This window comes from Acinetobacter sp. YH01008 (assembly GCF_013420435.1).
In the GTDB taxonomy this organism is placed as follows: domain Bacteria; phylum Pseudomonadota; class Gammaproteobacteria; order Pseudomonadales; family Moraxellaceae; genus Acinetobacter; species Acinetobacter pseudolwoffii.
Genome location: NZ_VOYD01000015.1, coordinates 1 through 25,662, shown reverse-complemented (window position 1 = coordinate 25,662; position 25,662 = coordinate 1). Strand labels below are relative to the sequence as shown.

Annotated in this window: 27 protein-coding genes and 1 rRNA gene; 22 read left to right on the top strand and 6 right to left on the bottom strand. The window is 45.1% G+C overall.

Features of this window, described 5'->3' with window-relative positions; translation table 11 throughout:
• Positions 1 to 129: 129 nt before the first annotated feature.
• A complete protein-coding gene (nadC, locus tag FTT75_RS09795) occupies positions 130 to 981 on the top strand; it encodes a carboxylating nicotinate-nucleotide diphosphorylase (RefSeq protein ID WP_180001046.1) in 852 nt (283 codons plus the stop codon).
• 94 nt (positions 982 to 1,075) lie between these two features.
• On the opposite strand, the gene FTT75_RS09790 is transcribed toward nadC, so the two are convergent.
• Positions 1,076 to 1,237 carry a hypothetical protein gene (locus FTT75_RS09790; protein WP_180186338.1) on the bottom strand — a complete coding sequence of 54 codons (162 nt, stop codon included), beginning with the start codon at positions 1,235 to 1,237 and terminating at the stop codon, positions 1,076 to 1,078.
• Positions 1,238 to 1,452: 215 nt separating this feature from the next.
• Positions 1,453 to 2,169, bottom strand: coding sequence for a ribonuclease PH (gene rph / locus FTT75_RS09785; RefSeq protein ID WP_005173362.1), 717 nt, complete (start codon positions 2,167 to 2,169; stop codon positions 1,453 to 1,455).
• 195 nt (positions 2,170 to 2,364) lie between these two features.
• On the opposite strand from rph, the gene FTT75_RS09780 reads away from it, so the two are divergent.
• The gene (locus FTT75_RS09780) at positions 2,365 to 3,060 is read left to right on the top strand and encodes a TetR family transcriptional regulator (protein WP_100357012.1); all 696 of its coding nucleotides are present in this window, start codon (positions 2,365 to 2,367) and stop codon (positions 3,058 to 3,060) included.
• A 53-nt stretch (positions 3,061 to 3,113) separates the two neighbouring features.
• Here the strand turns inward: FTT75_RS09780 and FTT75_RS09775 are convergent, their stop codons facing one another.
• A complete protein-coding gene (locus tag FTT75_RS09775; RefSeq protein ID WP_180040723.1) occupies positions 3,114 to 3,728 on the bottom strand; it encodes a thiol:disulfide interchange protein DsbA/DsbL in 615 nt (204 codons plus the stop codon).
• Positions 3,729 to 3,951: 223 nt separating this feature from the next.
• On the opposite strand from FTT75_RS09775, the gene ubiG reads away from it, so the two are divergent.
• The 14 genes from ubiG to FTT75_RS09705 all read left to right on the top strand — a co-directional run bounded on the left by ubiG (position 3,952) and on the right by FTT75_RS09705 (position 15,963).
• Positions 3,952 to 4,680, top strand: coding sequence for a bifunctional 2-polyprenyl-6-hydroxyphenol methylase/3-demethylubiquinol 3-O-methyltransferase UbiG (gene ubiG / locus FTT75_RS09770; protein WP_180040721.1), 729 nt, complete (start codon positions 3,952 to 3,954; stop codon positions 4,678 to 4,680).
• Positions 4,677 to 5,366 carry an HAD family hydrolase gene (locus FTT75_RS09765; protein WP_180186337.1) on the top strand — a complete coding sequence of 230 codons (690 nt, stop codon included), beginning with the start codon at positions 4,677 to 4,679 and terminating at the stop codon, positions 5,364 to 5,366. Before ubiG ends, FTT75_RS09765 begins: the two co-directional genes overlap by 4 nt.
• A 39-nt stretch (positions 5,367 to 5,405) precedes the next feature.
• The gene (locus FTT75_RS09760) at positions 5,406 to 6,152 is read left to right on the top strand and encodes a YciK family oxidoreductase (RefSeq protein ID WP_005173370.1); all 747 of its coding nucleotides are present in this window, start codon (positions 5,406 to 5,408) and stop codon (positions 6,150 to 6,152) included.
• A 156-nt stretch (positions 6,153 to 6,308) separates the two neighbouring features.
• The gene (locus FTT75_RS09755; RefSeq protein ID WP_100329550.1) at positions 6,309 to 6,728 is read left to right on the top strand and encodes a hypothetical protein; all 420 of its coding nucleotides are present in this window, start codon (positions 6,309 to 6,311) and stop codon (positions 6,726 to 6,728) included.
• Positions 6,729 to 6,907: 179 nt separating this feature from the next.
• Positions 6,908 to 7,063 carry a hypothetical protein gene (locus FTT75_RS09750; RefSeq protein ID WP_179999540.1) on the top strand — a complete coding sequence of 52 codons (156 nt, stop codon included), beginning with the start codon at positions 6,908 to 6,910 and terminating at the stop codon, positions 7,061 to 7,063.
• 312 nt (positions 7,064 to 7,375) lie between these two features.
• Positions 7,376 to 7,765 carry an RcnB family protein gene (locus tag FTT75_RS09745; RefSeq protein ID WP_074383816.1) on the top strand — a complete coding sequence of 130 codons (390 nt, stop codon included), beginning with the start codon at positions 7,376 to 7,378 and terminating at the stop codon, positions 7,763 to 7,765.
• A 245-nt stretch (positions 7,766 to 8,010) separates the two neighbouring features.
• Positions 8,011 to 8,379, top strand: coding sequence for an RcnB family protein (locus FTT75_RS09740; RefSeq protein WP_074383815.1), 369 nt, complete (start codon positions 8,011 to 8,013; stop codon positions 8,377 to 8,379).
• Between the two features lie 132 nt (positions 8,380 to 8,511).
• The gene (gene argA / locus FTT75_RS09735) at positions 8,512 to 9,855 is read left to right on the top strand and encodes an amino-acid N-acetyltransferase (protein ID WP_180186336.1); all 1,344 of its coding nucleotides are present in this window, start codon (positions 8,512 to 8,514) and stop codon (positions 9,853 to 9,855) included.
• Positions 9,856 to 10,186: 331 nt separating this feature from the next.
• Positions 10,187 to 11,143 carry a sulfonate ABC transporter substrate-binding protein gene (locus FTT75_RS09730; RefSeq protein WP_180186335.1) on the top strand — a complete coding sequence of 319 codons (957 nt, stop codon included), beginning with the start codon at positions 10,187 to 10,189 and terminating at the stop codon, positions 11,141 to 11,143.
• 24 nt (positions 11,144 to 11,167) lie between these two features.
• Positions 11,168 to 12,160, top strand: coding sequence for an aliphatic sulfonate ABC transporter substrate-binding protein (locus FTT75_RS09725; RefSeq protein ID WP_180186334.1), 993 nt, complete (start codon positions 11,168 to 11,170; stop codon positions 12,158 to 12,160).
• Positions 12,161 to 12,199: 39 nt separating this feature from the next.
• Positions 12,200 to 13,375, top strand: a complete 1,176-nt coding sequence (gene ssuD / locus FTT75_RS09720; RefSeq protein WP_180186333.1) for an FMNH2-dependent alkanesulfonate monooxygenase — start codon at positions 12,200 to 12,202, stop codon at positions 13,373 to 13,375.
• The gene (ssuC, locus tag FTT75_RS09715; RefSeq protein ID WP_159138953.1) at positions 13,375 to 14,190 is read left to right on the top strand and encodes an aliphatic sulfonate ABC transporter permease SsuC; all 816 of its coding nucleotides are present in this window, start codon (positions 13,375 to 13,377) and stop codon (positions 14,188 to 14,190) included. The genes ssuD and ssuC overlap by 1 nt, the downstream gene beginning before the upstream one ends.
• 20 nt (positions 14,191 to 14,210) lie before the next feature.
• On the top strand, positions 14,211 to 15,017 hold the full coding sequence (locus FTT75_RS09710; RefSeq protein ID WP_100329557.1) for an ABC transporter ATP-binding protein: 807 nt from the start codon (positions 14,211 to 14,213) through the stop codon (positions 15,015 to 15,017).
• Positions 15,018 to 15,342: 325 nt separating this feature from the next.
• Positions 15,343 to 15,963, top strand: coding sequence for a TetR family transcriptional regulator C-terminal domain-containing protein (locus tag FTT75_RS09705; protein ID WP_005173402.1), 621 nt, complete (start codon positions 15,343 to 15,345; stop codon positions 15,961 to 15,963).
• Between the two features lie 66 nt (positions 15,964 to 16,029).
• Here FTT75_RS09705 and FTT75_RS09700 read toward each other — a convergent pair whose 3' ends face one another.
• A complete protein-coding gene (locus FTT75_RS09700) occupies positions 16,030 to 16,593 on the bottom strand; it encodes a 5'-methylthioadenosine/S-adenosylhomocysteine nucleosidase (RefSeq protein ID WP_005173404.1) in 564 nt (187 codons plus the stop codon).
• Positions 16,594 to 16,836: 243 nt separating this feature from the next.
• On the opposite strand from FTT75_RS09700, the gene ribF reads away from it, so the two are divergent.
• The 6 genes from ribF (at position 16,837) to FTT75_RS09670 (ending at position 23,678) form a co-directional block, all read left to right on the top strand.
• The gene (ribF, locus tag FTT75_RS09695) at positions 16,837 to 17,838 is read left to right on the top strand and encodes a bifunctional riboflavin kinase/FAD synthetase (RefSeq protein WP_180186332.1); all 1,002 of its coding nucleotides are present in this window, start codon (positions 16,837 to 16,839) and stop codon (positions 17,836 to 17,838) included.
• A gap of 64 nt (positions 17,839 to 17,902) precedes the next feature.
• A complete protein-coding gene (gene ileS, locus FTT75_RS09690) occupies positions 17,903 to 20,749 on the top strand; it encodes an isoleucine--tRNA ligase (RefSeq protein WP_180186331.1) in 2,847 nt (948 codons plus the stop codon).
• On the top strand, positions 20,742 to 21,281 hold the full coding sequence (gene lspA, locus FTT75_RS09685) for a signal peptidase II (protein WP_074383807.1): 540 nt from the start codon (positions 20,742 to 20,744) through the stop codon (positions 21,279 to 21,281). Before ileS ends, lspA begins: the two co-directional genes overlap by 8 nt.
• Positions 21,274 to 21,756, top strand: a complete 483-nt coding sequence (locus FTT75_RS09680) for a peptidylprolyl isomerase (RefSeq protein ID WP_100354970.1) — start codon at positions 21,274 to 21,276, stop codon at positions 21,754 to 21,756. Before lspA ends, FTT75_RS09680 begins: the two co-directional genes overlap by 8 nt.
• A 135-nt stretch (positions 21,757 to 21,891) precedes the next feature.
• Positions 21,892 to 22,434, top strand: a complete 543-nt coding sequence (locus tag FTT75_RS09675) for an NADPH-dependent FMN reductase (RefSeq protein ID WP_100354971.1) — start codon at positions 21,892 to 21,894, stop codon at positions 22,432 to 22,434.
• A 380-nt stretch (positions 22,435 to 22,814) separates the two neighbouring features.
• Positions 22,815 to 23,678: an IS982 family transposase gene (locus FTT75_RS09670; protein WP_180186330.1), complete on the top strand. Its 864-nt coding sequence runs from the start codon at positions 22,815 to 22,817 to the stop codon at positions 23,676 to 23,678.
• Between the two features lie 501 nt (positions 23,679 to 24,179).
• Here the strand turns inward: FTT75_RS09670 and FTT75_RS09665 are convergent.
• Positions 24,180 to 25,352, bottom strand: a complete 1,173-nt coding sequence (locus FTT75_RS09665; protein WP_180186329.1) for a PQQ-dependent sugar dehydrogenase — start codon at positions 25,350 to 25,352, stop codon at positions 24,180 to 24,182.
• A gap of 191 nt (positions 25,353 to 25,543) precedes the next feature.
• Positions 25,544 to 25,658 (bottom strand): 5S ribosomal RNA (rrf, locus tag FTT75_RS09660).
• Positions 25,659 to 25,662: the final 4 nt, after the last annotated feature.

Below are 25,662 nucleotides of genomic sequence, written 5' to 3'. Positions count from 1 at the left end.
TTCATGCTAAAACTTTCAGGCACAAATCTCAATTCATCCCGGCAGACTGTAGGAAAAATCGCTCATTTTTTATGTAACAGTGCTAAGATAATGCGCAATTTTCACGGCTTAAAAGATACGGAAATACTCATGCGCATATCTCAAGCGTTGCTAGACCAGTCGATTCAGATCAATATCCAACAGGCACTTTCAGAAGATATTGGTGACGGTGATATTACTGCCCTGCTGACCCCTGAAGATGAACAGGCCACTGCCACGATCATCAGCCGTGAAGATATGGTACTGGCCGGGCAACCTTGGGTGAATGCCTTGATTCAGGCCTATGATCCAAGTGTTGAAGTGATCTGGCTAAAAAATGAGGGGGATCAGGTTCAAGCCAATGAAACTTTCCTGAAACTGGCCGGTTCTGCACGCAGTTTATTGACTGTGGAACGTCCTGCGCTGAATTTTGTCCAGACACTGTCTGCCGTTGCGACCAAAACAGCGCATTATGTCAAACAATTGGATGGCTTAAATACCAAGCTGCTGGATACCCGTAAAACCCTTCCTGGCCTGCGTATTGCACAAAAATATGCCGTTGCCATTGGTGGTGGGCAGAATCATCGTCTGGGTTTATTCGATGCCTTTTTGATTAAAGAAAATCATATTATGGCCGCTGGCGGAATTGTTCAGGCGATTGCCAAGGCACACCAGATTGCGCCGGGCAAACCGGTCGAAGTGGAAGTGGAAACCTGGGATGAACTCAATCAGGCCTTAGAGGCCAATGCGGATATCGTGATGCTGGATAATTTCAGCCAGCAGCAAATGATTGAGGCAGTACAGCATGTGGCCGGACGTTGCAAACTGGAAGCATCTGGCAATATCACGATCGAAAATTTACGTGAAGTTGCCAGTAGCGGTGTCGATTATATTTCGATGGGTGTTTTGACCAAAGATGTCAAAGCTGTGGATTTATCGATGCGATTTAATGCTGAAGCCTAAATTCGATAGATGACCATTGAGGGTGCGAAGCACCCTTTTCTGATTTTTAGAAATTTTTTTTGCATATATTTTGCTCAATTTTCTATTTTAGACCTTAATCATCATCGTCGTCCCGATTACCTCGACGATCGCGGTCATCATCGTCACCATCACGGTCGTTATATCTCCCATTATCCTCATCACGATCCCGATTTAACACTGAACGCTCGTCATCTTCACGATTATTGCCCCAGTCACAGGCGCTTAGTCCAAACATTCCCAGCAAAGACATTGCACAAATCCACTGTTTCATCTCGCATTCCTCATGGTGATATCGTTTGAATATCGGGGTAAAATAGCTCTGGATCTAGCCGATTCATGTCGGAATTTTGTCAGGAAGTTTTGTGCTGCATTTTCAATGGAGCTGTATTCTGAAATTTCCGGCATAAAAAAACGCATCCTGAGATGCGTTTTATATTTGGCAGGAATGAATTACCAGCCCAAAGCTTGTTGCTGTTTTTTTACCAGCTCCTGAATGCCTTTCTCGGCCATTTCCAGCATGGCATCCGATTGGGCACGGGTAAATGGCTTGTCTTCCGCAGTGCCCTGAATTTCAATAAATTCACCGGCCTGTGTCATCACCACGTTCAAATCGGTTTGACAGTTCGAATCTTCTTCATAGCAAAGATCCAGTAATACTTCATCTTTGAAAATACCAACAGAAACCGCAGCCACCAAACCTTTTAATGGGTCATGTTTGATTTTCTTTCTTTCCAGCAAAACATTCATGGCATCAACCAGCGCCACCGCAGCACCGGTAATCGCTGCAGTACGGGTACCGCCATCAGCCTGAATCACATCACAGTCAATGGTAATGGTATTTTCACCCAGCTTTTTCAGGTCAACCATTGAGCGCAAGCTACGACCGATCAGACGCTGGATTTCCTGGGTACGGCCACTCTGTTTGCCACGTGCCGCTTCGCGGTCGCTACGGGTATGGGTTGAACGTGGCAACATGCCATATTCAGCCGTCACCCAGCCCTGGCCCTGACCTTTCAGGAAACGTGGAACAGAACTCTCTACACTGGCAGTGCACAGTACTTTGGTATGACCAAACTCAACCAATACCGAGCCTTCCGCATAACGTGTATAGTTACGGGTAATTTTCACTTCACGTAATTGATCTAATGCTCGTTGGTCGATACGCATGATAAGTCCTGTATAGGCTAAAAATAATTGCGGCTCAGTATAACAGAAGCCTTTGCCAAGATTGGTCAGCCGGATGATTGATTTACAAAATCGATGCATCAGAGTGCGGTTAAATGTCGAAATTCTGCCGACCTGTGGCGCTACGATTTGCCTTAATTTTTGCTAGACTAAATCTCCCCTTGAGGAAACCCGTTTATGTCCTTACGTGAAGATCGCAAGCAACAAAGCCATCAGGCGCTACTGGATGCCACACTGGCCTTGAGCAGTCAGGGTCGCGCTTTTAGCACCATCAGTCTGCGTGAAGTCGCGCATGCCGTTGGACTGGTGCCCACGGCATTTTATCGGCATTTTCAGGATATGGAGCAGTTGGGACTAGAGCTGCTGGATCAGGTCGCGATTCATCTCAAGGGAGTGCTGAATCAACTGGGACAGGCCTATCTGTATCAGCCCAACACCCGGACTAAAACCGGAATTGAGCTATTTTTTCAGGCAGTCGAATACCATCCTGAACCCTGGATTTTTTTTGTTGCAGAACGCTGGGGGGGCTCGGCAGTGTTACGTGCCGGAATAGAACGGGAAATTCGTTTTTTGACTGAAGATGTCATGCATGAACTGGAAAAAATGCAAGCCGCCCAGCATATCCAGTCCTCACAAGATTTGCAGGCACTGGCACAGATGCTGATTGATCTGTCGCTGAACTGGGCCATGGGCTGGATTCATCTGCAACATCAGGCTGATCCAGAGCTACGCCGCACCCAATCCAATGTCTTTAAAACCCAAAGCGTGCTACAGATGCAGCTTTTATTGCGAGGGATTTTGCACTGGCATCGAATTCCGACAAAAACAGCAGATCCGTCAATCAATACAGAAACAAGTACTCCCCCCATCTGAATAAAAAAACCTGCATTATTGATGCAGGTTTTTTACGGATACTCGGTTATTTCTTATTTGGCTTTACGCTCTTTTTCAATCAGGTAATTCACCACCTGAATTACTTTGGCATCATTGCCCTGCACAATATATTTACCATTGACAGTCACCGCCGGTACGCCGCTTAACTGATATTGAGCAGCCAGATTTTTGGCCTGCGCAATTTTTGACGAAATCGGGAATGATTTATAAGTCGTGTTAAATTTTGCTTCAGAAATACCATAACGGGTATAGAACTTGGCCAGTTGTGCCTGTTCTAAAATTGGACGCTGCTTGTCATGAATATCATGGAATAACTGCAAATGGGCTTTTTGACGCACACCCAAGGCTTCAGACACATAATAAGCACGCGCTGCCTGTTCCCAGAGTGGATTCATTGCAGCAGGCGTACGCACAAAACGCACATCTTTTGGTAATTTTTTCAACCAGCTTTGCATATGTGGCTCAAGCGTGAAACAGTGGCCACAGCCATACCAGAAGAATTCACGTACTTCAATTTTGCCCGGTTTTTCGACTTTGACTGGTTTTGCGACCACCTGATAGTCCTGACCTGCCACAAAATTGGCCATCGCACTGCCAGAAAAGGCCAAAACAGATGCGGCAACAGCGCCTAAAAGGAATTTTTTCATTGGGATTATCGTCCTCTAAATCATTATGTTTAGTGTATGGGTTCACTATAAATCAATTATGCCGATTTCGTTTTCATTCTGTGAACTTTTTTGCTGCTTTTATCGCTTTTTCTGCCAGAAACGCTACACTAAAGCATCGGACTGATTTTCAAGGTTAAATCAGTTTCTCTGGCCATTTGGCCTCTATATTTTTAGCTAATCACAACTGATTGAGGTGACCACGATGTCGCAATTGAATGTTGATCCACAAGAAATTGCCAAGTTTGAAGCATTTGCAGCTATATGGTGGGATCAGCATTCCGAGTTCCGCCCCTTGCACATGATTAATCCACTACGTTTAAACTGGATTGATGAACATGCGGGTGGCCTGAGCGGCAAGAAAATCCTCGATGTTGGTTGTGGCGGTGGCATTCTGGCCGAAAGCATGGCGCGTCGCGGTGCCGATGTACTGGGGATTGATATGGGTGCTGCGCCGCTGAATGTGGCGCGGATTCATGCCGAACAGGAAGGCGTGACCAATATCGAATATCGTCAGATCCCGGTTGAACAACTGGCCGATGAACAGGCTGGCCAATACGACATCGTGACCTGTATGGAAATGCTGGAGCACGTACCCGATCCGGCCTCGATCATTCAGGCCTGTCACAAGCTGGTCAAGCCAGGCGGCCATGTGTTCTTCTCGACCATTAACCGCAATCCAAAATCGTATTTATTTGCCATTATTGGTGCAGAATATGTGCTGCGGATGCTGGCCAAAGGCACCCATGATTACAGCAAATTTATCAAGCCCTCCGAGCTGGCGCACGATATTCGCAATGCCGGCTTGAAACTCAAAGACATGACCGGTCTGCACTACAATCCGCTGACCAAACGCTACTGGCTGGCACCGAATGTCGATGTCAACTATATGGTCTATACCGTGAAAGATAGCGCAGCAGAGACCACAGCATGAAGGCCGTTCTGTTTGACCTCGATGGTACCCTGATTGATACCGCAGCCGATTTTATCCGGATTATCCAGCAGATGTGCCGTGAAGAAGGCCGGATGCCGGTCGAACCCGAGCTGATCCGGACGCAGGTCTCCGAAGGCGCGCGCGCCATGGTGAAACTGGTCTATCCGGAACTGGAACTGGAAGATCCGGTATTTCTGCAACATCGTCAGCGCTTTCTGGACAGGTACGGCGCAGATATTGCAGTCGATACCGATCTGTTTGACGGCATGTATCCTTTACTGGAACAACTGGAAGCACAGGATATTCCCTGGGGTATCGTCACCAATAAACCACGCTGGCTCAGTGAGGCTTTACTGAAAGCACTGAATTTAAGTGAACGCTGTGCCGTGCTGGTCTGTCCGGAAGATGTCACCCGAACCAAGCCTGATCCTGAACCGATGTATCTGGCTGCCAAGCAACTGAATCTTGCGGCTGAAGACTGTATTTATATCGGCGATCATCCGCGCGATATTGATGCGGGGCGCCATGCCAAAATGCCTACCATTCTGGCAGCTTACGGTTATTTACCACTGCAATACAAAGATGACTTAACAGCCTGGCAAGCCGACTATATAGTGAACACGGTGGCAGAATTACAACAGCTGATTCAGACCTTACTACGCAAACAGCAGACTGCAGTATCTTGAACGCTTAAAACTGAACAATAACAAATAAGGAGGTAGATAATGAAATATTCAGCCTATCAACCTCGCCCCGATCTGCTCAAGGATCGTATTATCCTGATCACAGGTGCGGGCGATGGCATTGGACGTGCGGCAGCAATCAGTTATGCCTTGCATGGTGCAACCGTGGTGCTGCATGGACGTACCCTGAATAAACTGGAAGTCATCTATGATGAAATTGAAAGTTTAGGTGCACCGCAACCTGCCATCTTGCCGCTACAGCTCTCCAGTGCTTCGGAACAGGATTATGAGCTTCTGCTCGACACCCTGGACCGTCAGTTTGGCCGTCTGGATGGGATCTTGCACAATGCCGGCATCCTTGGTGAGCGTACAGAACTGGCGCATTATTCGCCTGAGGTCTGGGATGATGTCATGGCAGTCAATCTGCGGGCGCCTTTTGTCATGACCCAGGCGCTATTACCGCTCTTATCCAAATCTGAACATGCTTCGGTGGTATTTGCCAGCTCGGGTGTAGGCCGCGAAGCCCGGGAACGCTGGGGTGCATATTCGGTATCTAAAATCGCGATTGAAGCCGTAAACCAGTTATTTGCCAAGGAACAGGTACATCCGAATATCCGCTATAACTGCATCAATCCCGGGGCAACACGGACTGCCATGCGTGCCAGGGCCTATCCCAATGAAGATCCCAAGACCCTGCCAACACCAGATTCGATTATGCCGGCCTATCTGTATCTGATGGGCGATGACAGCCTGCATATGAATGGTCAGAGTATCGATGCCCAGGATTAAGCTTATTCAGGTTGAACTAAGGGAGCGATAGCTCCCTTTTTCTATGCATGTACGTCTTAAACAGCGCCTCAATCTGGAGTAATGCTGGCCAGATCACATTGAATTTCACCCAAATTACCGCATACTAAGCCCCAACAAATTTCACTCGAGTGCATCATGACTGAATTAAACAATATTACGGTGACCAACTTAGACGATGGCATGGTGTCACTGCTGATCGATCAGCAGCCGATTTCAGAAAAATACGGTACCAAGTTTGAAGCCAGCATTGTGGAAGACCTCAAGGCACTCGAAAATGGTCATAAACTCAAATTATTCGAGCAGTTCGTTTTTTCACATACGGATCTGAATTTTGAACATGCCTATTATTATGTGACCGGCATTGAAAAACTGGACGATAGCTACCGCCTGGCCAAGCATTTTGTTTATCGCATTAAAATCGAAGGACAACCGGAAATCGAACATATCATCAGTAATCAGGGCAAAGCCATGACTACCGAAGACGTGCGTAACTTTATCCAGGCACATGTACAGAAAGCCCTGAATGATTATACCGATCTGAATTACGCTTATTAATAGCCGGGCTATGGAGATCTTTAGGGCACATGTTAACAGGTGCCCTTTTGAGCCGTGTGCTCTTGACAGAATCTCAAATCGGATTTACTTATCAAAATTATAAAATTATTCGGTTTTTTAAATAACTTGTTTTGCACTATGCTGTGCTGATTCCCATACACCAAGATCAGGAGCACAGCATGGCTGACCATAAACGTAAAATTGACACCATTCGCCGGATTGAGCATTTGCAATTGTCCGAAGCCTTGATTGTGGCGCTAGATGATGCAGTTCAAGCCGAATCTGTGGCGGCAGCAATCCAGTCCTTGCAAGGTTTGACCGAACAATGGAATTAAGCTTAAAAGCTCTTTAACATGGTCTGCGCTTTAAGCGGGGCATCCATATTTTGCTGGCGGTCTCAATGCTGCTTTTTTGAGCGATATCATCGATTTTAGCTTGCATGTTGAGCCTCACTTTGATGAGATAAGAACCAAGCTCGGCATGCCGGGCCATAAGGTACATGCATAGTCTAAGGTCATGTAAAATCATGACATAATCATAATATCTCTGCATTTGTTATAAAAATTGTGCCTGTTCTTCACAGTTTCTCTGTAATCTTTCCGTATATTGGATACAGTAGAAATTGAACAATTTAATGAGGGTTCAACATGAAAAAGGTTTTGGTGGCATTGGCGATCTCCTGCAGTACATTCATGCTGAGTCAGGTTGCAATCGCGGCCCCTTATTTCCATGATGAATCACAAATGGATAGCCGTCAGGGACATGGCAAGAAAGGCCGTGAGTTCCGCGAAAAGGATCAGGACCAACACGATAATCGCCGTATGCGTGAGGAACGTGGAGTGAAGCGCCTGCAACAGCTCAGATGGCAGCCGGGCTATGTGATGCCGCAGCATTATCGGGGTAATGGCTATAAAGTCGAATACAAAGAACATAGCCTGCCTCGACCTGACCGCAAACAGCAATGGTATAAAGTCAATAATGACTATATTCTGGTTAATTCTGAAACCAATAGTATTATCCGCATTGTCGGCGATTAATTTGTCCGCCTCTTTACCGACCTGAAGCCCTGATAGACTCAACCCTGGTTGAGTCTTTTTTATTTAAATCATCAAAAATTCGCCAAGTGCAGCGCTGGCTGCTATTCCAGTTTTTAATTGAAGTGATGCATCTTCTAAATTTCTTCATAAATTTAACAATTTAACTAAATAGCCCCCACGCTTTCTATCTACTTATTGGCTAATTTAGTCTCATCAAATACAGATCTACATTTTAGGTGAGAGCCATGAAAAAAGTCCTAACTACAATTGCGTTATCCCTAAGTGCTTTGTTGGCTACTTCTGCCATGGCAGCGCCACAGCATGATCCACGCTATAACCATAATCCGCATAAACCGGCACCGCACTGGAATGCCAAAGATAGTAAAAAATGGAATGATGACCGTCGTCATAACAACCGTGAGGTCAATCCAAGCCGTGACTGGCGCTCAGGACAAGTTCTGCCGGGTCAATACGATAACAAACGTTTTAAAGTGAGTGATCGCGAAGCACGCCGTTTACCAAATACCGGCCGTTTCCAGCAATGGTACAAAGTCAACAATGACTACGTTCTGGTCAATGATCGTACCAATAAAATTGTACGCATCATGAACTAAGCTTTCTCCATTACTGCTCGTCTTGCAGACACCTGAAGTCCCCTTCAGGTGTTTTTTTATATCTGCACTTCCACTTGCGTTTTTTTTCATTAGAATCAAAGCTGGATCTCCAATCATTGAAATAGGCACAGCATGACTTCAGCAGAAACGTCACAAAGCACAACCTTGCAATATGTGCACTGGTTTCGCCATTCTGCGCCTTATATCAATGCGCACCGCAACAAAACCTTTGTCATCATGTTTGATGGTGAAGCCGTATTAAATGACAACTTTCAGCATATTATTCACGATATCGCCTTATTGCATTCTTTGGGCATTCGGCTGATTCTGGTACATGGTGCACGTCCGCAAATTAACCAGAATCTGGCTCAAAGCCAGATTACGACGCCTTTTTACCAGCAGCGCCGGGTGACCACACGTGAATCTTTAAGCTGTGTGATGAATGCCGTCGGCTCAATCCGCCTGCAAATTGAAGCACTGCTGTCTATGGGACTGGCCAACTCGCCGATGTATGGTGCCAGGATTGATACCGTTTCAGGGAATTTTATCACTGCAAAACCTTATGGCATTCGTGATGGGGTTGATTTTCAGCTCACCGGCGAAGTCCGTGCGGTCGATACTGACGCCATTCAGCGCCATCTGGACAGTCATAATATTGTGGTGCTTGGTCCGACCGGTTATTCCACTACCGGAGAAGTCTTTAATCTGCTGGCTGAAGAAGTCGCGACCAAAACTGCGATTCGCCTCAAGGCAGATAAACTGATTTTCCTGGGCAAGCAGCATGGTCTGATGGACAGTAACGGTCAGCTCAAACGTGAAGTGACACCGCAACAACTGGATAATTTTATTCCGGTCGAGCAAGATGCACTGGAAAGAGGACTACAGTTAAAAGCCGCACAGGAAGCCTCCATGAACGGCGTACATCGGGTGCATCTGATTTCTTATACCTATGATGGTGCCCTGCTGGAAGAACTGTTTACCCGAGATGGTTCCGGCACCTTGGTCACTGACGCGCATTATGAAGAAGTGCGAATGGCAGATATTCAGGATGTCGGTGGCCTGATCGGCTTGCTGCGTCCATTAGAAGAAGAAGGGATTCTGGTCTATCGTTCCCGTGAACGTCTGGAAAATGAAATTAACCAGTTTGCCGTGATTGAACGGGATGGCATGATTCTGGCCTGTGCAGCCCTTTACCCGATTCCGACCACGGGCGATGAATTACGTTCTGCAGAAATTGCCTGTGTCGCAGTGCATCCAAGTTATCGCCAGTCCAATCGCGGTAGCCAGATCTTGCATTATCTTGAAGAAAAAGCCAAAAGCATGCAGATTCAGCAGCTGTTTATTTTAACCACGCGTACCGCGCACTGGTTTCTGGAACAGGGCTTTGAACCAACTTCAGTCGATGACCTGCCGGATGCGCGTCAGGCATTTTATAATTATCAACGCAATTCAATCGTTTGTAAAAAGTCACTTTAAGGTGACTTTTTCTTTGAGTGCCTTAGCTTAATTTCAGATAAAGATATCTGACAATTCCAATTTAAATTTTAAAATGCCATTGCTGCTTTTTAGCTAAATATATCAGCAGATTGAATTTATAAAAATAAATATATATTTCATAAGCTTGATTAATTTTATTGGCAGATCTTCATTGTCATATAAATCACTTTTTCGCATAAGTTTTGCGTTTTTTTATTTATCTTTTTTCTTCATTAGAAATTCCTGAATAGTTATTTTTTTAGAAAAACAAAAACGATTAGCGTGTGTCTAGGTTTTATTCGCTAGTTTTCACTTTCGGGAGTTTTGCTTCATGCGCCAATCTAATGTTCAGTTTTTAGCAAAAACTGCAGTACTCGGTACTGCAATGGCTGGCGTCATGATGCTTTCTGGCTGTTCAAAACAGGAAGATACCACCACCCTAAACATTGGTTTCCAAAAATACGGCGTACTGCCAATTTTAAAAGAACGCGGCACGCTAGAAGCCTCATTAAAAAAACAAGGCGTAAATGTGAAATGGGTGGAGTTTCCGGCTGGCCCACAGTTACTTGAAGGCCTGAATGTCGGCAGCGTGTCTTTTGGTGAAGCAGGTGAAGCACCCCCCATTTTTGCCCAGGCAGCGAACTCAAATCTGGTCTATGTCGCAAACCAGCCACCAGCGCCTAAAGCCGAAGCCCTAATTGTACCGAAAGACTCCCCGATTCAATCGATTCAGGATCTGAAAGGCAAACGTGTGGTCTTGAACAAAGGTTCCAACGTGCATTATTTACTGTTGAAAGTTCTTGAAGCCAACAATCTGAAACTCAGCGATATTGAAGTGATTTACCTGCCACCCTCTGATGCACGTGCTGCCTTTGAACGCGGTGCAGTCGATGCCTGGGTGATCTGGGATCCGTTCTTTGCTGCTGCTGAACACCAAATTGGCGCGCGTGTGATTGCCACAGGTGAGAACATCGTCAGCAATCACCAGTTCTATCTGGCAGATCGCAAGTTTGCAGAAAGCCATCCTCAGGTCGTGGAAGCGGTGGTGAATGAACTTAACTTGACCACAGAGTGGGTAGCACAAAATCAGGATGAAGCAGCCAAACTTCTGGAAAAACCGACAGGTCTGGCTTTTGATGTCCTGAAAACTTCGATTTCCCGTATGGGCTTTGGAGTCAAACCTTTATCTAACGATGTCATCCAAAAACAACAACAGGTGGCAGATGCTTTTTATGGTCAGCAACTGATTCCACAGAAGCTGAATATTGATGCAGCGATTATTAAATAACGCCAGAATAATTCGAGAATAAAGATGAGTAATTTAAAAACGGTTTCCTCTATCAGTTTAGCGTTATTGGGCTTTGCTTTGATCGGTTGCCAAAAACAGGAGCCACAGCAAAACACTGCTGCAGAAACTGCAGTACCACCACAGGTTCAAACTATTGCCATTGGTTTTCAAAAATCGGCTTTAAATCTGCTGGTTGCGCGTGATGAAAAACTGATGGAACAGCAGTTTCCAAATACCAAAATTGAATGGAAGGAATTTCCTGCCGGTCCGCAAATGCTGGAAGCTCTAGCAGTGGGTGCGGTCGATTATGGTTATGTCGGCAATACCCCACCCATCTTTGCCCAGTCAGCAGGTAAAGACCTGAATTATGTCGGCTATGAAGTTTATTCAGATCACTCTTTAGCCCTCGTGGTACCTCAGCACAGTAAAATTCAGAACATTACCGATCTGAAAGGCAAACGTGTTGCCCTGCAAAAAGGTTCTAGTGCACATGAATTCCTGTCCAAGATTCTGCTAAAAGCCGGTCTGAGCTGGACGGATATTCAACCCATCTGGTTACCCCCTGCGGATGCCCGTGCTGCATTTGACAAGCAATCTATCGATGCCTGGGCGATCTGGGATCCCTTCTTGTCGGCTGCTGAATTACAAGGCCAGGCACGTAGCATCACCAGAACCGGTGATTTCGATAAAACCTATACCTACTATGTGGCCAATCCAAAATTTGTAAATACCTATCCTCAAGCCACCGAAGGTGTACTCAAGGCGTTGAATCAGGCAGATCAATGGATTGTCAAAAATCAGACTCAGGCGTTGCAGATTTATCAAAAGAATACCGGCCTGCCAGTAGAGGTTGCACAAAATGCGTTTGATCGCCGCATCAAGCCATCTCCTGTGCAGCCTCTGACCGCAGAAACGATCCAGTCGCAACAAACGATTGCAGATCAGTTCCATCAACTGGGATTGATTCCAAACAAAATTAATGTCCAACCCGTGGTATGGACAGCAACTTCACATTGATGACCGAGCTCAATCTTTTTTAAATTAAGGACACAAGACATGAAAATTTTCTGGTTTATCCCGACTCATGGCGACAGCCGCTACCTAGGTACCAGCAAAGGTGCCCGTCAGGTTGATCATGCCTACATGAAGCAGATTGCTGTAGCAGTCGATAACCTGGGCTATGAAGGGGTGCTGATTCCAACAGGTCGTTCATGTGAAGATCCTTGGTTAACTGCAGCCAGCCTGATTGATGCCACTAAAAAATTAAAATTCCTCGTTGCGCTACGTCCGGGGGTAACCACGCCGGCACTGGCTGCACGTATGGCAGCAACCTTTGACCGTTTATCAGGTGGCCGTGTCTTGCTGAATCTGGTCACCGGTGGTGATGAACAGGAACTGAAAGGCGACGGTGTCTATGAAGATCATGCCACTCGCTACAAGACTGCCACCGAATACACCACCATCTGGCGTGAAATCCTGAAACGCTCTCATACCGGTGAAAGCTTCACTTTCCATGGCGAACGCCTAAGTGTTGATGATGCAAAATTGCTGTATCCACCGGTACAGGAACCACATCCTCCACTGTGGTTCGGCGGTTCATCAGATGATGCGATTGAACTGGCCACCGATCAGGTGGACACTTACCTGACCTGGGGTGAACCACCAGCAGCAGTCAAAGAAAAAATTGAAAATGTCCGTGCCAAGGCAGCCGCTAAGGGTCGTGAACTGAGCTACGGTATCCGTCTGCACGTGATTGTGCGTGAAACCAATGAACAGGCTTGGGCGGCAGCGGAAGAACTGATTCAATATGTCGATGATGCCACCATCGCTGCGGCCCAAGCCAAGTTCAAATCTATGGATTCGGTCGGTCAGCGTCGTATGGCTGAATTGCACAACGGCGACCGTAGCAAGCTGGAAGTATCGCCAAACCTCTGGGCCGGTGTAGGACTGGTGCGTGGTGGCGCAGGGACTGCATTGGTCGGTGACCCGGAAACTGTCGCAGCACGTATTCAGGAATATGCGGACTTAGGAATTGATACTTTCATTTTTTCTGGTTACCCGCATCTGGAAGAATCCATCCGTTTTGCCGAACTGGTGTTCCCATTCCTTCCACTGGAAACCCAGAAAAAATTGGCTCAACCAAACTTGACGGGTCCATTCGGTGAAATCGTAGCGAATAACTACACACCGGATGAGAACAAGCAGGCTGAGAAAATTCAGGAGTCTGCTTAATGTCGAAAGTCGTTTCCGTTGAAACCCTCTTAGAAAAGCAGGTTTCACGTGGAACAATTCTGGGGCGGCATTTGCTGCCCTGGCTGGTTCCAGTTGTATTGATTGCCATTTGGCAAATTGCTTCCAGCACAGGTCTACTGGAAAGCCGGATTTTGCCTGCACCCAGTGCAGTGATTTTGGCCTTCTGGAATTTATTGCTCAGCGGCGAGCTCCAGACCCATGTACAAGTCAGCGCAGGACGTGCCATCAGCGGCTTATTGGTCGGTGGTGGTTTGGGCCTGTTATTGGGTCTGTTAAATGGTTCATCCAAAATTGCTTCTACCCTGCTCGACACCACCTTGCAGATGATCCGCAACATTCCGGCGCTTGCGCTGATTCCATTGGTGATTCTCTGGTTCGGGATTGATGAATCCGCCAAACTGTTTTTAGTCGCGATCGGGGTATTTTTCCCGATTTATATCAATACCTATCACGGAATTCGCTCAGTCGATCCACAATTGATCGAGATGGGTAAAAGCTATGGCCTCACGCGTTGGCAGCTGTATAAAGAGATTATTCTCCCGGGAGCAATGCCTTCCATTTTAGTGGGACTACGTTTTTCTCTAGGGCTGGTCTGGGTGCTTTTGATTGTTGCTGAAACGATTTCTGCCCAGTCCGGTATTGGCTATATGACCATGAATGCACGCGAATTCCTGCAAACGGATATCGTCCTGGTCGGTATTTTACTCTATGCCCTGCTCGGTAAACTGGCCGACGTGCTGGCAGTCGCCTTAGAACGATTCCTGCTGCGTTGGCATGCCGGCTATCAAAAATAAATTGAAATGAGGAGCATGTAATGACTGATCTGAGTTTAGGGCGTCATGTCAATGACCCGATTGCACCACCCGAGCAACCTGCGAAAGATATCAATCCGAATGCAGCCCTTGGTGCCGAAATCATTATTGAACAATTGCACAAATTTTATGGTTCAGTCAAAGTTCTGGAAGATCTGGATCTGCATATTCAACCGGGCGAATTTCTAGCGATTGTCGGTCGTAGTGGTTGTGGTAAAAGTACCCTTTTGCGCCTGATTGCTGATCTGGAAAAACAGAGTTATGGCGAAATCAAGTTTAAATCCGCACGGCATATCCGTGAAGGAATTACTGCAGATGATATTCGGGTGATGTTTCAAGACCCGCGCCTGCTGCCATGGCGTAGCATCGAACAGAATGTACAATTAGGCCTCGGCAAAGAGCAACATGCCAAAGCTTCACACATGCTGGAAAAAGTGGGCTTAAAAGAAAAAGCCGGGCTGTGGCCATCACAGTTGTCTGGCGGTCAACGTCAACGGACTGCCCTAGCACGTGCATTATCGCATCAGCCCCGTATTCTGCTGCTGGATGAACCACTCGGCGCCCTGGATGCCCTGACACGTCTGGAGATGCAAAACCTGATCGAACGCTTATGGACCGAGCAAGGCTTTACCGCGATTCTGGTGACTCATGATGTCAGTGAGGCAGTGCAACTGGCAGACCGGATTATCCTGCTGGATAAGGGTCATATTGCCAAAGAGTTTCGGGTTGGCTTGCCACGTCCACGGCAAAAAAGTCTGAAATTTGCAGAACTGGAACAGCAAGTCTTACAGGCAGTTTTGGCCACCTAAATATCCGATGAAGCCCAGAATAGGCGAGTTTTGGGTTTCATCTTCAAGCCAAGTCCTGAGCTGAATTTAAAACTGCAGGCTAATCTTAATCATAAAAGCATTCATTTTCTGACTCTATTTCAAAATAAAAATATTTCAATAATTTAAGTATTTTCATAAACTTGCATTTTTTGCTCTGGCTTGATGCATTTAAGCCATTTTAAATATTGATCTAGAGAATAAATCATCATTATTCAAAAAATTAGCCATGGACTGTGTGCACAAATCTGATGATTTGCCGTACAATTGAGGATTCCCATTTTTTCATTGTTTTTTATATTTGCTAATGGAACAAAAAAAGAGTACTCAAAAACGCAACCAGCTGCTGAATGCTGCACTAGATGTATTTTCCCTGTACGGTTTTAATGGGGCGAGTCTAGATGAAATTGCACAGATTGCAGAAATGCATAAGTCGAATATTTTCTATTATTATGAAAATAAAGAAGCCCTCTATGTAGAGGTATTGACCACCGTTCTACAAAAATGGCTGGCACCTTTACAAACCCTTGAGGCCGAACTTGAGCCTGAAGAAGCGATTACCAACTATTTAATGCAAAAAATTGAAGTATCGCGTACCCAGCCTAAAGCATCTCGTTTGTTTGCTTTAGAGGTGATCCAAGGCGCACCGCATATACTGGAAATTTTAAAAGGCCCACTAAAGAAACTGGTGAAGCGTAAAGCCAAAGTCATTTCTAACTGGCAGGAACAGGGCAAGATTTCAGCAGATATCGATCCTGAATTGCTGATTCTGAATATTTGGGCCCTTACCCAGAACTATGCAGACTTTTCGACCCAGATGGAAATGGTGACAGGGAAAACCTTGCGTAACCGCAGTATGCAGCAACGCATTATCCAGCATACGGTCAATATGATGTTATACGGCGTGATTCCACGTACGGATAAATAAGCAAGCGCTTCTGATTGGCATACGACCATAGCTGCTATGGTCGCCGAGCAAACTTACCCTTCTCTCTTATTTTACCATTCGATATAAATCTAATAACTTTTTCGCACCCAGTAACAGGTTTTCTTCCCAGTCCAGATGCGCAGTCTCATTGGCCCCATCCGTAATATACTTGACTGAAATCAGGCGAACACCGAGCTTCTTACACACTTTTGCCAAGGCATAACCTTCCATATCGACCAGATGACATGGCACTTTCGCACTACCGGTTTCAAAACTGTCGCCTGTCCCGCAAATTCCTTTGGGTAAATGTTCAAAGAAAGCCTCCAGTTCAATCGCGGCAGGATAATCCTGATCCATGGGTGTTACGCCGACTTCAAAACCGAGTGGTGAAACATCCATATCACGCTGTACAAACTGACTGACTTCAATCAGGTCATGAGCATTAAAATGCGAGCTGCCGGCTGTACCCAAATTCAGCAAGGTTTTGCAGCCCGTTTTTTGAATCACCTCGAAGGCTTTAAAGGCTGCGTTCACTTTACCAATTCCGCTGTAATGCACATTTATGCCTTGAGCTTCAAACAAGCCTTTTGATTCATTGGGTAGCGCCATGATGAGTGCCAGATTGGACATTTGAAATACCTGATACAAAGAAAAATACAAAGAAAAGCGCTGACATTAGAAAGCAAAATTCGCTGAATGAAAAGCAGGAATGCGCTGATCGGATCCATTTAAAGCGTCGAAAAACAATCTGATTTGATATTCAGGAAAATGAATTTTCAAGAAAAATATTGCATAAAAACACAACAACAAGACGAAACGGCGAGATTATGGCAATATATAGCCTCTCGATATTTCAAAGCACTTGATTTGCCCATGCAGCTGCTCCGTCTAAATGCTTTAGCATCTCATTCTGAACTACCCAAAACGGCCTTGACGATCGGCAATTTTGACGGCGTGCATTTAGGTCATCAGGCGATGATCCGTCAGCTGCAACAGGTGGCTGAAGCACAGGGTTTAAAATCTGTTGTAATGATTTTTGAGCCGCAACCGCTTGAATATTTTAAGGGTTATGAAGCCCCACCGCGGATTTCTTCCTTACGTGAAAAAGTCGAATACCTGACTGAACTCGGTGTGGACTATATTGCGGTGGCGAAATTCGATCATACTTTTCGCAGCCTGACTGCAGAAGCCTTTGCCGATATTTTAAAAGAAAAACTCAATGCACAGCATCTGGTTTTAGGTGATGACTTTCACTTCGGTAAAAACCGTCAGGGCAATAGCGAATTCCTGCGCAATTATGGTTTCCAAGTCACCAATTTAAGCACCATTGCTTTAGAGGGTGAACGGGTCAGTTCAACCCGGATTCGTCAAACTTTACAAGCAGGCGATTTAGCCCTTGCTGCCAAATTACTCGGCCGGCCCTATAGTATTACCGGACGGGTGCAATACGGCGACCAGATTGGCCGAACCATTGATTTCCCAACCATTAATGTACGACTAAACCGGCATAAGCCCTGTCTGAATGGCATTTATGGGGTTGAAGTCATCTGTGAAACTGAATCCCTCAGGGATAAAGTAAAACATGATCATACTACTAAAACAGGCATTGCGGGTTATGACCCCACTGCCCTGTTTGGTGCGGGTCATGTGGGAACACGCCCAGCCATCAAACAAGCCCATCCAGAATGGCGATTAGAAGTACATTTTCCAGATGTTTCTGCTAATCTGTATGGCCTGTTAATGCGGGTGACGTTCTTAAACTATTTACATGGCGAAAAGGACTATCCTTCGCTTGAAGCGCTAAAAGCCGGAATTGATGATGATGTCGAGAAACTGCTGGAGTTTCGTCGAAATCATCCTACATTTCCCTTTTAATATCCCATATTTTTATTGTAAAACGTGTCAGTAACATAACTGATTAGATTGGAAGACGACTTGCATGAGCGATAAGCAAACTCCTGAAAATGCAGTGGACTATAAAGCCACGCTAAACCTCCCAGGTACTGAATTTGCAATGAAAGCAAATTTGGCAGTACGTGAAGCGAAATGGTTAGAAGAGTGGTATGCCGACAACATTTATCAGCAGATTCGTGCGTCGCGTATTGGCAAGAAAAAATATGTACTTCATGACGGCCCTCCCTATGCAAATGGTCAAATCCATTTGGGTCATGCGGTCAATAAAGTATTAAAAGACATCATCATCAAAAGCCGCGTGATGGATGGTTTTGATGCACCCTATGTACCGGGCTGGGACTGTCACGGTCTGCCAATCGAACTCAAAGTTGAAGAAAAAGTCGGTAAAGTCGGCGTCAAGGTAGATGCTTCTACCTTCCGTAAAGCCTGCCGTGAATATGCCTACACCCAAGTTGAACTGCAAAAGAAAGACTTCGTGCGTATGGGTGTATTCGGTGATTGGGACAACCCTTACCTGACCATGAACTTCAAACAGGAAGCCGACATCGTACGTTCATTGGGTGCGATTGCCAAAGCCGGTCATATCGAGCCGGGTCTGAAACCGGTGAACTGGTGTCTGGACTGTGGTTCGTCGCTCGCTGAAGCTGAAGTTGAATATGAAGATAAAAAATCAGATGCCATTGATGTCGGTTTTACGGTGGTTGATTTAGCGGATTTATCTGCACGTTTGGGTGTAACTGTTAGTGATTCAACAGACATTGTCATCTGGACCACCACGCCTTGGACACTACCTGCCAACCAGGCAGTTGCTGTACATGCCGAAATTGAGTATCAACTGGTTAAAGCGCGTGGCGAAGAAAAGCCGGTGCAAAACTTTATCCTGGCCAAAGATCTGGTGGAATCTGCAACTGAGCGTTATGGTTTTACTTCATTCGAAGTAATTGCAGGCTTTAGCGGTAGCAAACTTGAACACCTTGTTCTGCAACATCCTTTAATTAGCGATCGTCAGGTACCGGTCATTTTGGGCGAGCACGTGATTGCCACCAGTGGTACTGGTGCAGTACATACGGCTCCGGGTCATGGTGTGGACGACTATAAAGTGGGCTTATTGTACAACTTGAAAGTTGACAATCCAGTCGGCGGAAATGGGGTGTATTTACCGACTTCGCCACTGTTTGCGGGTGAGCACATTTATAAAGCCAATCCACAAATTATTGCGGCGCTGGGTGAAGCCAATAAGCTGTGGGCACATAAGCCAATCAAGCATAGCTACCCACATTGCTGGCGTCATAAAACCCCGATTATCTTCCGTGCCACACCACAATGGTTTATCAGCATGGATGCCAAAGGCCTGCGTCAGGGCGCGTTGAATGCGATTGAAAATGACATCCAATTCGTTCCAGATTGGGGTAAAAACCGAATTCAGGCCATGATCGAAGGTCGTCCGGACTGGTGTATTTCACGTCAACGTACTTGGGGCGTGCCAATTCCGTTCTTCGTACATAAAGACACCAATGAATTGCACCCACGTACACCTGAATTAATCGAAATCGTAGCAAAACTGATTGAACAAGAAGGCATTGATGGTTGGTACAACCGTGATGCATCTGAATTCATCGGTGCGGACGCGGAGCAATACAATGCTGTACGCGATACGCTAGACGTTTGGTTCGACTCTGGTACCACCCATTATGCGGTACTGCGTGAACGTGAAGACTTAACTGATCCTGCTGATTTGTATCTTGAAGGTTCAGACCAGCACCGTGGCTGGTTCCAGTCATCGTTATTGACCTCGATTGCCATCAATGAACGCGCACCGTATAAAGGCTTGCTGACTCACGGTTTCGTGGTCGATGAAAAAGGCCGCAAGATGTCGAAATCAATCGGTAATGTAATCACACCGCAAGACATCATTAAAGATATGGGGGCAGACGGCTTGCGTTTCTGGATCGCCTCTGCGGATTACCGTTATGAAATGACCGCGGGTAAAGAAATCTTCAGCCGTGCATCCGATGGTTATCGTCGTATCCGTAACACGCTACGTTTCTTGTTAGCGAACTTGAATGGCTTCAAACCTTCAACAGATGCATTACCAGTCGATCAGTTGATTGCACTGGATCAATACATCCTGCAACGTGCAGCGGAAGTTCAGAAAACCGTTCAGCAAGCTTATGAAGATATGAACTTCCATATCGTGACTAGCGCATTAACTAACTTCTGTATCAACGACCTCGGTGGTTTCTACCTCGACATCATCAAAGACCGTCAATACACCACCAAAGCGGACTCAAAAGCGCGTCATTCTGCACAAACTGCGTTGTATCATCTGGTACAGGCCTTTGTGCGCTGGATGGCACCGATCCTGAGCTTTACTGCACAAGAAGCATGGCCACTGATTCCTGAGCAATCAGAGAAATATGTATTCACCACTGAATGGTATGACATTCCGGTCGCGTCTACAGCCAACGTGATTTCAGAAGCAGAATGGCAAACCCTGATTGCGGTGAAGTCGGCCGTGAACAAGTTTATTGAAACTGCACGTGGTGCCAAAACAGTCGGCTCGAACCTGTCGGCGAAAGTTGAACTGTGGGCAACAGCAGAACTGAAAACCGTACTTGACCGTCTCGATGATGAATTACGCTTCGTTCTGATTACCTCGCAAGTGATCGTGAACGAGTTTGAGGCTACACAAGGTGAAGCCTCAGATCTTGAAGGGCTTAACGTGAAAGTCTCTGCGGCAGATGGCGAGAAATGTGTACGCTGCTGGCATGTGCTTCCGGATGTAAATACACATAGCTCACATCCAGGACTCTGTGGCCGTTGTATTATTAACCTTCCTACAGGCCAAGGCGAAGAGAGAAAATATGCCTAATACCCAGACTAAAAAGGGCTTATTCCAGTTCTATCCACATAATTTATGGTGGATTGGGCTGGCCATTGTGGCGATCATTCTGGATCAATGGACCAAATGGATTGCAGTGACGAATCTGAACTATGCAGATCCTATCCCTGTGCTGCCCTTTTTAAATTGGACACTATTGCATAACTATGGCGCTGCCTTTAGTTTTCTGTCCGATGCGGGTGGTTGGCAACGTTATTTCTTTACTTCACTGGCAGGGATTGTGTCTGTGATCTTTGTTTTTTGGCTGATGCGTATGCCAAAAAACATGAAGGTTTTACCGCTAGCAATTGCCCTGATTTTGGGTGGTGCAATCGGTAATTTAATCGACCGGGTCAGTCTCGGCTATGTGGTCGATTTTATTCATGTGTATTACCAGAACAGCCACTTCCCTGCTTTCAATATCGCAGACAGTGCCATCACGCTTGGCACTATTCTGATGCTAATTGATACCTTTTTCTTAGAAAAACATCGAATTCAACGGGCGCAAGCACAACATGACTGATTTTATTCATCCTAATGAAGAAACCCGGGTTGCAGACGGCTCTAAGGTCGAGCTGCATTTTTCTGTCGCGATCGAAAATGGCGTAGAAATTGACAATACCCGTAGCCGTGAAGCCCCGGTCAGCCTCACGATTGGCGATGGTAATTTATTGCCAGGCTTTGAAAAAGCACTGTTTGGTTTACGTGCCGGTGACCGTCGTACTGTAAGTCTGCCTCCGGAAGATGCTTTTGGTCCGTGGAATCCGGAAAACATCCAGAAGTTCGATACGGTGAAGTTTGGAGAACGTCCGATCGAGGGTCACATGATCGAGTTTGAAGATAAAGCCAAAGCAACCTTGTATGGTGTGGTTCGTTCAGTCAATGATGACATCACCGAAGTGGACTTTAACCATCCACTGGCAGGCAAGAACATCACCTTTGAAGTGGAAATCTTTAAAGTAACCCCTGCCGGTCAGCAAGGCCTAAAGTTGATGTAAAACATCTGCTAATCGCATGATTTTTAAAAGCTCCTTCGGGAGCTTTTTTATACTCAGGATACAAATCATCTCTAGTCACCTCTCTGAAATCTGATTAATTTAATTGGATGATAAGAAACCCAGAAAGGAATAGGTATGAAAATTTATATTGTGGTCGGCAGTGTACGTGAGGGGCGTACCGCGCTTAAAGTGGCGCACTGGGTACTACAGGAAATTAAAAGCTATGGTTTTAGTACGCTTGAAATTGAAATTGTCGATTTAAAAGAATGGGCTCTTCCACTCTTTAGCGGTGCTCATCCGCCACTGACCGGGATCTATGATCAGCCCAAACAGCAAGACTGGGCAGACAAAATTGCGCGCGGCGATGCCTTTATTTTTATCACACCTGAATATAATCATGGCTACAGCCCTGCGCTAAAAAATGCGCTGGATTACCTTGCCAAGGAATGGCAAGGCAAACCGGCAGCCTATATTGGTTATGGTGTCACCAACGGTTCACGTTCAATAGACCAGATTCGTCAGGTCGGGACTCAACTTGGACTGATCGATACCAATGCCGTGATTGAAATCCGTGACATCTTCGCAAGAAATAAGGATTATTCGTTCCAGGGCAATGAATTTGATACTAAAAATCTAAAAGTAGTAGTAGATAAATTAATTCAGTATGTCAGTGCTTGAGACTTTAGCCGACAGCATCGTAGGTTTTCGCCTACAGCGACCGCTGCATATAGCGGCTATGTACTACGCTTAGTTAGGACTATAGTCACTACATAGACAGACAGGACGTCTGCAAAGCGATACGACAACAATAACAAGCGCAAATCAACAGGACGTTGACAGATTAGACAGGAGTCAGATCTGAGAAGCAAATCCAGAAAAGCCTCAACAGGATGTTGAGGCTTTTTTGTTTTTAAGCTTAGATCGTGATCTGTATGCATCAAAATATGATTTGCAAGAATAGTTAACCTGAGTTCGACATAAAAAATAAATAAAAAAAAGCCTTAGCATCTGTAATATCTTGGTTACGAAGACAAAACATTTCAGAGCAAGGCTTTTTCATGGACTATATTACCGAATTATTTTGTATCTTGGATGATTTCTGCAAAAAGTTTAATGAATCTTTAGAGAAAGCTCTAATTTCTGATCAAAAAACAACAATGAAAAAGTCAGCTTTAAGCCTGTCTGAAGTTATGACTATTGTCATTTTATTTCATAAATCTGGATTTAGATTTTTCAAATATTTTTATTGCCAAATGCTCGTTCCATTTTGGAAATCAGCTTTTCCCAAGCTTCTTAGCTACAATCGTTTCATTGAAATAATGCCGCGTTGTTTGCAAGCTTTGAGTAGTTTCTTCCATCAAGTTAAAGGAGAAGATACCGGAATTTGTATTATTGATTCGACTAAATTGGTCGTTTGCCATAATCTTAGAATTAAAAGACACCGTGTATTTAAAGGCTTAGCTGGTCGTGGTAAAAGTAGCACAGGTTGGTTTTATGGATTTAAAGTCCATATTGTTATCAACAACTTGGGTGAAATTATTAATCTCAAGATTACATCGGGAAGTGTTCATGATGTTGCTGTACTTGAATCTTTAACCCAAGAGTTAAAAGGTATTTTACTGGGCGATAAAGGCTATCTGAGTAAAGCAAAAACTGAAGCTTTAGCAGCAAGGGGGCTCAGACTATTAACCCCGTCACGCAAGAATATGAAAAATAAACCCATCCAAACTGAAGAAGAAAAACAATTGCTTTGCAGAAGAGGATTGATCGAAACAGTGAATGATCAGTTAAAAAACTTACATCAAATTGACCATTCACGTCATCGTTCGGTGAATAACTTTATGGTGAATATTATGGCTGCTATAGTGGCTTATTGCTTAAATCCAAATAAGCCAACTTTCCAAAACTTGCTAAAAAGCTAAAATATTTCATCGAACTCAGGTTAGTTATTTCCCCTAGACTTTTTATAATCTGCTGATACAGAGTAGGCTTAGTATTCAGGATCTGGCTAGTCAAAAATTTATCCTGATCAAGAGAAATATTCAGGTTGTATTCAATGATTCATTGAATAAAAATAATAATCATTCTTTCACTGCTATTTTTGAAATTCACCTGTCAGCTTTGACCTATAATCGATGCAGTTAAATGCCCTATTGGGCTACACTACTTCGGGCTATATTCGAGTCATACCAAGACAGGCAGTCTTATCAGAAAAATAAAAATATTCACCAAGCAGGATGCTGATCGGTGTAACAGACATTATACCTTTGCCAGAATATGAAAAGGCCTTCACAGAATGTCGAGGCCTTGTTCTTTCATATCAGGATCATCTTTAAAAAAAATTTATTCAGATCGTCAGCAGATCATGAGCATTCTGCCTCGCTCGATATTTCATGTTCAAATGCAGCCTTTCAAACAAAGGATTAAGGTGCGGTCATTTTTAATAACTTGGCTTGCGTGCCATCCTGAATTATCCAAAGCGTACCATCACTGGCCTGAATCGCGCCACGAATCCGCTCCTTCATATCCACACGCTGGACTTCTTTGACCGGATTCTGTGTCGTATCCACAATCACAAGCGCCTTGGAAGACAAACCAGTCGTGATCGCTTTATTTTTCCATTGTGGAAATACATTTCCTGTATAAAACAACAGATCTGAAGGAGAAATGACCGGCGTCCAATCCAGTGCTGGCGCTTCAAATTCCGGGCGAGTAGCATGGTCGGGAATGGGCTTGCCATCATAATGATCACCATTTGACACCACTGGATAACCATAATTTTTAGCTTTGATGATCTTATTCAGCTCATCCCCACCTTTGGGACCCATTTCAATCACCCAGAACTGCCCCTGTGGATCAAAAGCCATGCCTAAAGGATTACGGTGTCCAAGACTCCAGATCTGCTGGGCAATTTTACCCTGATTCATAAAAGGATTATCAGCAGGAATTGAACCGTCATCATTTAAACGAATAATTTTACCGGCATTGGACTGCATATCCTGTGCTGGAGTAAATTGCTGCCGTTCCCCTGAACTGATCCAGAGCTTACCATACGGTCCAAATACAATCCGGTGTGCATAATGTCCCTGCCCTGAAAATTTAGGGACTTGAGTCCAGATCCGTTCAATTTGAGTCAATTGAGGGGCAGTCTGGTTTAAATCCAGTTTGCCACGGATCACCACTGCGCCATAGCCACCCTGACCTTGTTCAGCATAGCTGAGATAGACCCACTGATTGTTTGCAAAATCCGGATGTAAAGCGACTTCACCCAAGCCTCCTTGGCCACCATAGGCAACTTGAGGTATGCCTTTAACTTCAATTTTTTTCTTGGTTTTTGGATCAAAGAGCTGCAATTTTCCTTTGCGCTCAGTAATCAATAGTCGGCCATCATTTAAAGTAGTAATCGCCCACGGCTCATTAAATTGAGCGATCTGTTCAGCTTTATATTTTTGCAAGTTAGAAGAGACTGCATCCGATTTGGCAGCTGATGTAGAGGCCTCTTGAGTACTTCTAGAGGATGAATTCTCTGCATGACAGGCAGTAAATACCAAAGCACAACAACTGAGTAAAATTTTTATTCTAAATTTCGACAACATCCTCTTCTCCATACTGATTTATTGTTCAAATTAACATCAAGATACAGAATTTCTAATGTGAATTCAGCAGAGAAAGGTAAATAGATACATTTTAAAAGCTAGAAAACGAGTTAATTTTGAAGTTTTATTTATAATTTTTGCACATAAAAAAACACCCCCTATCAAATGACAGGGGGTGTTTAGGAATAATGAGCTGGCGATGACTTACTCTCACATGGGTAACCCCACACTACCATCAGCGCAAAGAGGTTTCACTTCTGAGTTCGGGAAGGGATCAGGTGGTTCACTCTTGCTATTGTCGCCAGCACAA